12 protein-coding genes are annotated in these 11,909 nt (G+C 37.0%); 11 read left to right on the forward strand and 1 reads right to left on the reverse strand.

All coding sequences use genetic code 11. The features are described 5' to 3' along the window. Positions 1 to 141 precede the first annotated feature (141 nt). Positions 142 to 792, reverse strand: coding sequence for a spore protease YyaC (gene yyaC, locus T323_RS0123880; RefSeq protein ID WP_026675527.1), 651 nt, complete (start codon positions 790 to 792; stop codon positions 142 to 144). Positions 793 to 887: 95 nt separating this feature from the next. Between yyaC and T323_RS0123885 the strand changes: the two genes are divergently transcribed. The 11 genes from T323_RS0123885 (at position 888) to T323_RS0123935 (ending at position 11,368) form a co-directional block, all read left to right on the forward strand. Further along, positions 888 to 1,910, forward strand: coding sequence for a YkvI family membrane protein (locus tag T323_RS0123885; protein WP_026675528.1), 1,023 nt, complete (start codon positions 888 to 890; stop codon positions 1,908 to 1,910). A 91-nt stretch (positions 1,911 to 2,001) separates the two neighbouring features. Then, a complete protein-coding gene (locus tag T323_RS0123890) occupies positions 2,002 to 2,193 on the forward strand; it encodes a DUF951 domain-containing protein (protein WP_026675529.1) in 192 nt (63 codons plus the stop codon). A 165-nt stretch (positions 2,194 to 2,358) separates the two neighbouring features. Next, entirely contained in the window at positions 2,359 to 3,459 is a 1,101-nt protein-coding gene (ychF, locus tag T323_RS0123895) for a redox-regulated ATPase YchF (RefSeq protein ID WP_026675530.1), read from the forward strand. A 131-nt stretch (positions 3,460 to 3,590) separates the two neighbouring features. After that, positions 3,591 to 3,878 carry a 30S ribosomal protein S6 gene (gene rpsF / locus T323_RS0123900; RefSeq protein WP_026675531.1) on the forward strand — a complete coding sequence of 96 codons (288 nt, stop codon included), beginning with the start codon at positions 3,591 to 3,593 and terminating at the stop codon, positions 3,876 to 3,878. Positions 3,879 to 3,908: 30 nt separating this feature from the next. After that, positions 3,909 to 4,421 (forward strand): single-stranded DNA-binding protein, encoded by a 513-nt coding sequence (ssb, locus tag T323_RS0123905; RefSeq protein ID WP_026675532.1) that lies wholly within the window; start codon positions 3,909 to 3,911, stop codon positions 4,419 to 4,421. A 64-nt stretch (positions 4,422 to 4,485) separates the two neighbouring features. After that, complete coding sequence (gene rpsR, locus T323_RS0123910) at positions 4,486 to 4,722, forward strand: 30S ribosomal protein S18 (RefSeq protein WP_026675533.1); 237 nt, start codon at positions 4,486 to 4,488, stop codon at positions 4,720 to 4,722. Between the two features lie 199 nt (positions 4,723 to 4,921). After that, the gene (locus tag T323_RS0123915) at positions 4,922 to 5,866 is read left to right on the forward strand and encodes a YybS family protein (RefSeq protein ID WP_026675534.1); all 945 of its coding nucleotides are present in this window, start codon (positions 4,922 to 4,924) and stop codon (positions 5,864 to 5,866) included. A 68-nt stretch (positions 5,867 to 5,934) separates the two neighbouring features. Further along, positions 5,935 to 7,899, forward strand: a complete 1,965-nt coding sequence (locus T323_RS0123920; protein WP_026675535.1) for a DHH family phosphoesterase — start codon at positions 5,935 to 5,937, stop codon at positions 7,897 to 7,899. 1 nt (position 7,900) lies between these two features. Then, positions 7,901 to 8,347, forward strand: a complete 447-nt coding sequence (gene rplI, locus T323_RS0123925; RefSeq protein ID WP_026675536.1) for a 50S ribosomal protein L9 — start codon at positions 7,901 to 7,903, stop codon at positions 8,345 to 8,347. Positions 8,348 to 8,499: 152 nt separating this feature from the next. Then, positions 8,500 to 9,864 (forward strand): replicative DNA helicase, encoded by a 1,365-nt coding sequence (dnaB, locus tag T323_RS0123930; protein ID WP_026675537.1) that lies wholly within the window; start codon positions 8,500 to 8,502, stop codon positions 9,862 to 9,864. 217 nt (positions 9,865 to 10,081) lie between these two features. Then, positions 10,082 to 11,368 carry an adenylosuccinate synthase gene (locus T323_RS0123935; RefSeq protein WP_026675538.1) on the forward strand — a complete coding sequence of 429 codons (1,287 nt, stop codon included), beginning with the start codon at positions 10,082 to 10,084 and terminating at the stop codon, positions 11,366 to 11,368. Positions 11,369 to 11,909: the final 541 nt, after the last annotated feature.

The raw sequence follows: 11,909 nt of genomic DNA on the forward strand, positions 1-11,909 counted from the left end.
GTAGTGAAGACTTGAAGCTTATTTTAGAAGAGCGAAGGCTCCGCACCTCACTTGAAACGAAAAGACAGCTCCCGGATTTTTCTTATTCGGGTATTTCTACTTCGTCATAAATATGACCTGGAAGAGTTATAATAGAGAACCTTAAAGTTGAGGTTCTTTTTTTTCGGTTTTAAATAGATTTGTCTTTAACGATGGAAAGAAACGAGGCCTAGTTGTCACTTTTTGAGTCATCATTTTATCTACATCCCGTAAACTTTCGGCAATAATCGTTGCCATTTTCATAACGGTGTGTAGTCTTGTATTTTGTAAAACAAAATACTCCATCATTCCACCAATATTTACGATTCCTGTTACGTGAACGTCACCAACTTCAGGCAAATTTTTATTAACAGCAGCTCCTGGTTTAATAGGACCTTGCGCAACAGTGATTTTGCCGACACTATTCATTCGCCCTAAACAAGCATCGATTCCTATAATAAATGGGCGACGATGTTTTTCTTCTATCAATTTAAGAGTATCTTCTAAATTCATAGCATGGACAGGGTTTTCTAGTGTACCGTACACATGAAAGGCAGAAAGACGTTGTTCTTCTAGTTTAGACCCAATTAATGGTCCTAACGAATCCCCAGTGGAACGATCGGTCCCGATACAAACAATAATTAAGTCTCGATTGATGATCGGTGGAAAAATAGAGATGAGTTGTTCACTAATTAGGTGAACAGCTTGCGAATCTTCCATATGAACACGAAACGGTGTATCTTTTTTTTGAAACAAATTTCGATTTAGAATCATATCTCCCTCTCCTTTGCAATATTAGTAACAGTATACGGATATTATTTCCTTTCTATACGTAAAAGAAATAAAACAAAGCAGAGAGGAAGAGAGTGATGGTAACTCGAGGACTGAAATGGATGTTTCTTATAATCGGAACAATGATTGGAGCAGGGTATGCCTCAGGACGTGAACTGTGGCAATTTTTTGGCAGTGAAAGTGGACTAGCAATTTTCTTGTTTTCAATCCTCTTTATTGTTTGCTGTACCGTTATTATGACGATGAGTTTTGAAAAACGGTCAAGCCATTATATTCCGATTCTACAAGAACTAATGGGGAAAAGAATTACAAAGCTGTATGATATGATGATTGTTCTTTATTTATTTTCAACGACTGTTATCATGTTAGCTGGGGGAGGAGCGACTCTTGAAGTCATCCACTTGCCGTATTGGGGTGGAGTGGCGATTATTTGTGGACTATTGATTTTGTTGTTTATATGGGGAATTCAAGGTATGACATCAATGAATGCATTTGTCATTCCCATTCTTATTATCTGCCTTCTCTCAATATTAATTGCTTTTCAATATTTACAAGGCTTTCCAATTGAATTTAAATTAAATGAACAAGGGAATTGGCCAGCGGCATTAACGTTTACGGCTTTAAATATTTTACCTTTAGTTGCTGTTTTATCAGCTGTTGGAGGTGAAATTAAACAAAAAGGTGAGATTTACATTGCAAGTATAGGAAGTGGAGTTATATTAGGAAGTATCTCATTTCTGTATAATGAATCTCTATTACAAGTTGCAGGAGAAATCATGTTATATGAAATCCCATTGTTTGCAATATTAAAGCATTATCCATATTATATGGTTATTTTAATGTCAGGCTTATTATGGGTTGCTATTTATACGACAGCTGCTTCAGGTCTTTTTGGGTTAATTTCTAGATTTAAAGAGTACTTGAACGTGTCTCCTTGGTTATTGGCCTTTCTTTTACTTCTTTTAATGGTTCCACTAACGACGTTTGGATTTTCAAATTTAATAAGTGTATTGTATCCACTTTACGGTGTATTAAACTTATATGTATTTGCTTCAATTTTGTTATATCCGATATTAAATAAAAATGTAAAAAAAGGATAAAAACCAAGGGTTAGCATTTTTCCTTGTCTAGCGTTTCATGTATAATAGAAAAAAATGGATGAAGCTATAACCGACAGAAGGGAAGATGACGGTGGCTGAGAAGGAATTTGCATTACATGATGTTGTGGAGATGAAAAAACCTCACCCTTGTGGAGAAAACCGTTGGAAAATTATTAGAATGGGAATGGATATTCGAATTAAATGTCTCGGATGCGAGCATAGTGTCATGTTGCCGCGAAAGGAATTTGCACGGAAGATAAAAAAAATAGTAGAGCGAGCCTAATCCGATATTGATGGGCTTTTAGAACAAGAGAATGTGAAAGGTATTATCCTCTAGCATTGTCTTGTTTTTTTGTACAACTATCACTATAATTGGAAAAGGTATGAATATGAATTGATAACTTCCAGCTTGATTTGGAAGAGAGTATAAAAAGGACGTGACTATGTTATGGCACTAACAACTGGAATTGTTGGATTACCGAATGTTGGGAAATCAACTTTATTTAATGCAATTACACAAGCAGGGGCAGAATCAGCGAACTATCCATTTTGTACGATAGATCCGAATGTTGGAATCGTAGAGGTACCTGATTACCGTCTGCAAAAGTTAACAGAACTTGTTTCTCCGAAGAAGACTGTACCGACAGCGTTTGAATTTACGGACATTGCTGGAATTGTAGAAGGAGCAAGTAAAGGGGAAGGGTTAGGGAATAAATTTTTATCTCATATTCGTCAAGTAGATGCCATCTCTCATGTTGTTCGTTGTTTTGACGACGAAAATATTACACATGTTGCTGGAAAGGTGAATCCATTACATGATATTGAAGTGATTAATTTAGAATTAATTCTTGCTGATTTAGAATCGGTGGAAAAGCGAATTGACCGTGTTGGAAAAATGGCAAAACAAAAAGATAAAGAAGCTGTGGCAGAGCATGAAATTCTTGTAAAACTACGAGAAGCATTTGAAAATGAAATGCCAGCAAGAAGTGTAGAATTAACCGACGAACAAAAGAAAATCGTTCATGGCATGCATTTACTTACTATGAAACCTGTTTTATATGTGGCTAACGTAAGTGAAGAGGACTTACTTAATGAAGGTGATAATGAATTTGTACAAACAGTAAAAGAATTTGCAGCAAAAGAAAACTCTGAAGTGATTGTAGTCTGTGCAAAGATAGAGTCTGAAATAGCTGAATTAGAAGGCGAAGAAAAAGCAATGTTTCTAGAAGAGCTAGGCATTCAAGAATCAGGTTTAGATCAACTTATTCGAGCAGCTTATCATTTATTAGGTTTGCGAACGTACTTTACAGCAGGTGTACAAGAAGTACGCGCATGGACGATTCGGCAAGGGACAAAAGCACCGCAAGCAGCAGGTGTTATCCATACCGATTTTGAAAGAGGATTCATCCGTGCGGAAGTGGTTGCTTATGAAGATTTAGTTGAGGCTGGTTCGATGAGTGCAGCAAAAGAAAAAGGAAAAGTGAGACTTGAAGGAAAAGAGTATGTTGTAGAAGATGGAGATGTCATGCATTTCCGTTTTAATGTATAATAAATTTCAATGTTCGCTTGAATACGAAGGCATGTTCTGTTATAATAACGCAGTGCGAGTAAAAATCTAACATTTATTTTTGCTCCTTGCTCCATATATGGGGCCGCTAGTCCAAAAGGAGGTGACGTATAGTGCGTAACTACGAAATTATGTATATCATTGCGCCTAACCTAGAAGAAGCAGCAAACAAAGAGATCATTGAAAGATATAATGGTGTTCTAACAAACAATGGTGCTGAGCTAGAGAAGGTTGAAGAAATGGGTAAGCGTCGTTTAGCTTATGAAATCGAAAAGAATCGTGAAGGTTTCTATGTAAAGTTAAATGTAAAAGCTAGCCCTGAAGCGATTGCTGAATTCAATCGTTTAATCAAAATCAATGAAAACGTTATTCGTGTATTGATTGTAAAAGACGAAAACTAAGTGGAATGATATTTGGGAGGTTTTTTGAAGATGATGAACCGTGTCATTCTTGTCGGCCGTTTAACGAAAGACCCTGAATTACGGTATACACCAAATGGTGTGGCGATTGCTAATTTTACTCTTGCTGTGAACCGGACGTTTACAAACCAGCAAGGAGAACGTGAAGCAGACTTTATCAATTGTGTCGTGTGGCGTAAACCGGCTGAAAATGTAGCCAACTTCTTGAAAAAAGGTAGCTTGGCAGGTGTTGATGGTCGTGTGCAAACTCGGAATTATGAAAATAATGAAGGTAAGCGTGTCTACATCACAGAAGTTGTTGCAGAAAGCGTTCAATTTTTAGAGCCACGTAATGCCAGTGGTGGAGGACAAGATTCTAATTTTTATGGCGGTGGAGGACAAAGTCCTTCTGGCCAAGGTGGATACGGTCAACAAAATCAAAATCAAAATCAGAACCAAAATCGCAATCAGTCACGATTGAATGAAGACCCATTTGCAAATGACGGTCAAACGATTGATATTTCTGATGATGATTTGCCATTTTAGGCAACAACCTATCCCTTATACAATGAAATTACGATAAAAATTTTAATGTAAAGGAGGGGTAACAATGGCTCGTAGAGGACGTGGACCGAAACGTCGTAAAGTTTGTTACTTCACAGTAAACAAAATTACGAAAATCGATTATAAAGATACAGATTTACTTAAAAAGTTCATTTCTGAACGTGGAAAAATTCTTCCTCGTCGTGTAACTGGTACTTCTGCAAAATACCAACGTCAATTAACTACTGCAATTAAGCGCGCTCGTCAAATCGCTTTATTGCCGTATGTGAATGAAGTTAACTAATGAATTACAAAAAATATTAGGCTGTCGATAAAGCATCGGCAGCTTTTTATTTTTCCAGAGATTTGGTAAAAGAACAAAAGATCCTTTATTTCATGAAAAAGGGACGTTCCTTTAATTTTTCCTTAAAGTACGCTAAAATAGATAAGTAAAAAATGATACATACTAATAAAAATAGTCATCATCATAGAGAGGTGAAGGCGTGAAAAAAACACAAACATTAACTGAAGGAGCGATTCTTGCTGCTTTAATCATACTGTTGTTATTACTAGGTTTATTTGTTCCTTTTATCGGAGTTATTGTGTTATGGTTTGTTCCCATTCCATATGCGATTTATGTGTTGCGACGAGGGGTAAAGGCAGGTATTCTTTTAGGGGTTGTGACATTACTGCTTTCGATCATGATTTTTAGTTTAATGGGAATTCCAACTGTCTTGTTATTTGCCAGTCTTGGTATTGTTATTGGTGCTTTATATAAAAACAAAAAAAGTCCCTTTATCGTCTTGTTAGGTGGAAGCTTAGCGACGATAGCCACTTTGTTATTAGGTTTTATCATAAGTATTGCCTTTCTAGATGTCCATCTAGGGCAAGCATTTGAAGAAGCAACACAACAATCGATTGGTATGGTCGAACAAATCTCACAATTAACTGGGCAAGAATTAACAGACCAACAATTAACACAAATTAATGAATCAGTTGAATTACTTCAATACTTGATTACGACTGCTATAATTGGAACGGGTGTCGTTATGGCATTTATTGTACAATTTTTAACGATTGCGATCGGAAAACGAATGAGGTTACAAGTTGAATCTTTTCCCCCTTTCCGAAAGTGGCAGTTTCCAAAAGTATTTGTGTGGTATTACTTAATTGTCCTTTTATTAGGGTTAGTTGACTTTGAACGTGGTTCAACAATGTTTCTTATAGTGACAAATTTAATGATTATCCTTTCATGGGTTATGACCATACAAGGCTTCTCGTTCCTCTATTATTATTGTCACACGAAAAAATATAAGATGTTTATTCCGAATATTATCCTTATATTAGGATTTATTTTGCCACCATTACTTTATCTTGTTCGGATATTAGGTATAATTGATTTAGGTTTTGATTTAAGGAAAAAAATCTCAAATGAAAAAGAAACATAAAATTTGTCAATAAGGTTCGGTAACAGGCATAGTGTCCGACCTAATTAAACAAAGTAGGAGTTGACAATATGCCAAAGTTCTTGTTGAAACGGTGGCATGGGTATCACGTTGTTTCCTTATTTACCATTGCGATTATTTTTATAGGGATCTTAACGTTATATCGATGGGAATTCGGACTAGTCGGATTTTTCTTGTTAGGTGTATTGGCTATTTATACAGTCCAAGCTAAAATATCATTTGAATCTGATTTAGAAGAATACATCTCGACATTATCGTATCGTGTGAATAAAGCAGGAGAAGAAGCAGTTACACAAATGCCAGTCGGAATCCTGCTTTATAACTCTGATTATTCGATTCAATGGGTGAACCCTTATATGAACGATTTACTATCAGAAGTATTTATGGGGAAAACATTGATGCAATTGTCAGAGGATATCGTCCCAGCCCTTGAAAGTGGAAAAGATGGTGTGCTGATAGAGTTATATGCACGATATTATCATTTAGAAATTAAGCGGGATGAACGATTACTTTATTTTTTCGATGTAACAGAAAGAGAAGAAACAAAAGAATTATATAAAGAAGAACAGACGGTAATTGCTCTTATATTTTTAGATAATTATGATGAAGTCACACAAGGAATGGACGATCAAGTATTAAGCAAGTTGATAAGCCAAGTAACATCATCTTTAAATAAATGGGCAAATGATTATGATATTTTCATTCGCCGCATGGCATCTGATCGCTTTGTCGCTGTCTTAAATTATAAATCATTAGCTGAAGTAGAAAAAAACCGTTTTGAAATATTAGATGAAGTAAGAGAAGCGACAGGAAAAGAAAGAATTCCCATTACATTAAGTATCGGAGTTGGATTTGGAGAAGCATCAATTCGAGAAATTGGTACTTTGGCACAATCAAGCTTAGATTTGGCCCTTGGACGTGGTGGTGATCAAGTGGCCATTAAAGAGAAAAATGGGAAAGTTCGTTTTTACGGTGGAAAGTCAAATGCCGTTGAAAAAAGAACTCGAGTAAGAGCGAGAGTGATTTCACATGCGTTACGTGATTTCGTTGTAGAAAGTGATAATGTCGTAGTTATGGGGCATAAGCATCCGGATATGGATGCAATTGGTGCAGCCATTGGTGTATTAAAAATTGCTGAAGTCAACGGGAAAGATGGCTATGTTGTGTTAGACCGTGAAGATATCCACTCCGATGTTCAAAAATTAATGGAAGAAATTGAACAACATGATCATTTATGGTCGCAGTTTATTACTCCATCTGAAGCATTAGACTTGGTGAGTGAGCGTACACTGCTCATCGTTGTCGATACCCATCGTCCGTCCTTAGTGATTGAAGAAAAACTACTTCATAAAGTTGATCGTGTTGTTGTACTTGATCATCACCGTCGCGGAGAAGAATTTATCGCTGATCCTGTTCTTGTTTATATGGAGCCGTATGCTTCTTCAACAGCGGAACTCGTCACGGAACTATTAGAATATCAACCGAAAAAATTAAAGATGGATATTCTAGAAGCAACTGCACTATTAGCTGGAATAATTGTTGATACGAAAAGTTTTGCGATTCGTACAGGTTCAAGAACGTTTGATGCAGCCTCCTTTTTACGTCGAAACGGGGCGGATACAACACTCGTTCAACGATTATTAAAGGAAGACTTAAATCAGTATATTCAGCGGGCACAACTTGTGGAAAGTGCATCGATTTCTGATAAAGGGATTGCTATTGCTAAAGGAAAAGATGACGAGTTTTATAATCAAGTTTTAATCGCTCAAGCAGCAGATACATTATTAACGATGGATGGAGTTGTTGCCTCGTTTGTCATTTCAAAAAGACAAGATGGACTAACGAGCATTAGTGCACGTTCATTAGGAGATGTAAACGTACAAGTCATCATGGAACAGCTTAATGGTGGGGGACATTTAACAAATGCCGCAGCTCAATTCGAAGAGTATACTATTGAAGAAGCTGCACATCAGCTGACAGTGGTACTTGATGATTATTTTAAAGGGGGAAGTTAAGATGAGAGTCATTTTTTTAGAAGATGTGAAAGGCAAAGGAAAAAAAGGTGAAGTGAAAAACGTAGCAGAAGGATATGCGAGAAATTATCTTTTACCTAATAATTTGGCAGTTGAAGCATCCACAGGCAATGTAAAAAACCTTGAAGCACAAAAGAAAAGTGAACAAAAAAAAGCCGACGAGGAATTAAAGAAAGCACAAAAGTACAAAGAAGATCTCGAAAGTATTACAGTGGAAATTAAAGCAAAAGCAGGCGAAGGTGGAAGACTATTTGGTGCAGTTTCCACGAAACAAATCGCTGAAACATTAGCGAAAATGAAAAAGAAAGTAGACAAACGAAAAATATTATTAGATGAGCCAATTCGAGCATTAGGCTATACAAATGTCCCAATTAAAATCCACCCTGAAGTAGTAGCAACAGTGAAGGTTCATATTGTAGAAGAAAAATAATGGCAAACAAACATACCTTGAGAGGAGCAAAACTCCTTTCAAGGTTTTTAAAAATGTAAAGTTTGGATACAGAGGGGAAACAAACCGAAGGATGAACATTGAAAAACGTGTTACTCTTGATAGAGTAGAAAAGGAAGAAAGGGGAACGCACTGTGAGTGAATTGTTTGCTGATCGCACACCACCGCAAAATATTGAAGCAGAACAAGCTGTGTTAGGAGCTGTTTTTTTAGAAGAACATGCCTTAATCACAGCGACAGAACGGCTTTTACCCGATGATTTCTATCGTGCTGCACATCAACGGTTATATGAAGTCATGTTAGACTTAGCACAAAAAGGCGAACCTGTTGATTTAATTACAGTCACTTCAGAATTGCAAGACCGTAAATGGTTAGATGATGTTGGTGGAGTTTCATATTTAACAGATTTAGCAAACGCCGTGCCAACTGCCGCTAATATTGACTATTACTGTCAAATTGTTGAAGAGAAATCCGTTCTTCGCCGTTTAATTCGAGTCGCTACAAATATAGCAGCTGATGGGTATACGAGTGAAGATGAAGTAGATGCGATTTTAAATGATGCAGAAAAGACGATTCTTGACGTTGCCCAACGAAAAAATACAAGTGCTTTTATTTCGATAAAAGATGTGTTAGTTGAAGCGTATGACCGGATTGAAATGCTCCAAAATCAAACGGGAGATATTACTGGAATTGAAACAGGGTTCTCAGAATTAGACCGAATGACAGCAGGATTTCAACGAAATGATTTAATCATTGTCGCGGCCCGTCCTTCTGTTGGTAAAACAGCATTTGCGTTGAACATCGCCCAAAATGTGGCGACAAAGACAAGTGAAAATGTCGCTATTTTCTCGCTTGAGATGTCAGCCGGACAACTTGTACAACGTATGCTTTGTGCAGAGGGCAATATTGATGCACAACGAATGAGAACAGGACAACTAATACCAGAGGACTGGCAGAAGCTTACGATGGCGATGGGGAGTTTATCAAGAGCAGGAATCTATATTGATGATACTCCTGGTGTTAAAGTAAACGACATCCGTGCAAAATGTCGTCGTTTAAAGCAGGAAAAAGGACTTGGGATGATTTTAATCGATTATTTGCAATTAATTCAGGGAAATGGTCGAGGGGGAGAGAATCGCCAACAGGAAGTGTCTGAAATATCAAGGACATTAAAAGCGATTGCGAGGGAATTAGAAGTTCCCGTTATTGCTCTTTCCCAGCTTTCACGTGGTGTTGAATCAAGACAAGATAAGAGACCGATGATGAGTGATATTCGTGAATCGGGGAGTATTGAGCAGGATGCTGATATTGTCGCGTTTTTATATCGTGATGATTATTATGATAAAGAAACAGAAAATCAAAACATCATTGAAATTATTATAGCAAAGCAGCGTAATGGTCCTGTTGGAACGGTAGAGCTTGCTTTTGTAAAAGAATATAATAAATTCGTAAATTTAGATCGTCGACATGCCGAAAGTGATATGCCTCCTGGTGCATAATGAGTAAGTGTTAATAGGGTTTAGTTGAAAAAGTTTTCCTCATGAGAGGAGGGCTTTTTCTTGTCTTATACGAACAAATTAAAAACAGAATGTGTTAAATGTTCGTGTTTTATTGACTTCATCCCTATAAATTGTTAAACTATCAATGGTCTTTGAATATAAAAAAAGATTGTTACACAACATAAAGTGTAACGGTAATTTGTGGAGGTGCACAAGGATGTCATCAGTTGTCGTTGTTGGTACTCAATGGGGAGACGAAGGAAAAGGAAAGATTACAGACTACTTGTCAGAAAAAGCAGAAGTAGTTGCTCGATACCAAGGTGGAAATAATGCAGGTCACACCATTGTTTTTGGTGGACAAAAATATAAATTGCATTTAATACCTTCAGGGATATTTTATAAAGAGAAAATTTGTGTTATTGGAAATGGAATGGTCATTGACCCGAAAGCACTTGTCGAAGAGCTTAAATATTTACATGACCGTAATGTCGATACGAGTAATCTTCGTATTAGCAATCGTGCGCATGTCATTTTACCATACCACTTAAAACAAGATATTGTCGAAGAAGAACGTAAAGGCGTCAATAAAATTGGTACAACGAAAAAAGGAATTGGCCCAGCTTACATGGACAAAGCCGCTCGTAATGGGATTCGTATTGCTGATTTATTAGATAGAGAAGTGTTCGAGGAGAAATTAGTTCGAAATCTAGAAGAGAAAAACCGTCTTTTTGAAAAATATTATGAAGTTGATGGCTTTACAAAAGAAGAAATTTTAGAAGAGTATTTCGAATACGGTCAACAAGTTGCTCAATATGTGTGTGATACATCTGTTGTGTTAAACGATGCACTTGATGAAGGAAGACGTGTTTTATTTGAAGGTGCACAAGGTGTCATGCTTGATATTGACCAAGGTACATACCCATTTGTTACATCATCAAACCCAATTGCAGGTGGAGTTACAATTGGTTCAGGTGTAGGACCTTCTAAAATCAATCATGTTGTCGGTGTTTCCAAAGCATATACAACTCGCGTAGGAGACGGACCGTTTCCTACAGAACTTAAAGATGAAATTGGCGATCAAATCCGTGAAGTAGGAAATGAGTATGGTACGACTACTGGTCGTCCTCGTCGTGTTGGTTGGTTTGACAGTGTCGTTGTTCGCCATGCAAGAAGAGTGAGCGGGATTACAGATTTATCGTTAAACTCCATTGATGTATTAACAGGAATTAAAACATTAAAAATTTGTACAGCTTATAAATATAACGGCGAAATTATCGAAGAGTTCCCGGCATCATTAAAAATTCTTGCTCAATGTGAGCCTGTGTATGAAGAGCTACCAGGTTGGGAAGAAGATATTACTGGCGTGAAATCACTTAGTGAACTTCCTGAAAATGCGCGTCACTATATTGAAAGAGTATCACAGTTAACAGGCATTCCCTTGTCAATTTTCTCAGTTGGACCAGACAGAAATCAAACGAATCAAATTCGTGGCGTGTTTGCTTAATATTGAAAAGGCCGTTGCTTCAACGGCTTTTTTTGTTTTTTGGGAAGTTATGTGTGGGTTTTGGGGAGGGTCGTAAAATTCTAACGGACATCTGGTTCGCTATTGGTGCAATATAACCCGTTTTTTTCATGCTATCGGACATCTGTTCCGTTAAAGCAGTAAAAAGCAAAAGTTTTACTGCGGTTTTGAGCAAATAGCGGAACAGATGTCCGATAAGAAAAGAATAAGGCGTGTTTTTCATTAGTTAACGGAACAGGTGTCCGATACGCCATACTAAACTCATCACAGATCGTCCATTGGGCTCTAGTTTACTCACTTCGACTTGAGGTCTCAAAGAGTCTTATAAAAAACTCTTCAAAAACAGTTTTATTTTTTTCAAAAAGGACTTGCATTTCGAAATCACACATGATATTATAAATTTTGTCGTCAAGAGACACAACATTTAGTAAGCTTCATCAAAGCAAGAGCCATTAGCTCAGTTGGTAGAGACGAGCAAAGCAACTTTGAAAAAGCGACGAGTTGTCTCGACGCATAGTCTACT

Origin of the sequence: Alkalihalobacillus bogoriensis ATCC BAA-922, assembly GCF_000621445.1 — a bacterium.
Classification (GTDB): domain Bacteria; phylum Bacillota; class Bacilli; order Bacillales; family Bacillaceae_F; genus Bacillus_AO; species Bacillus_AO bogoriense.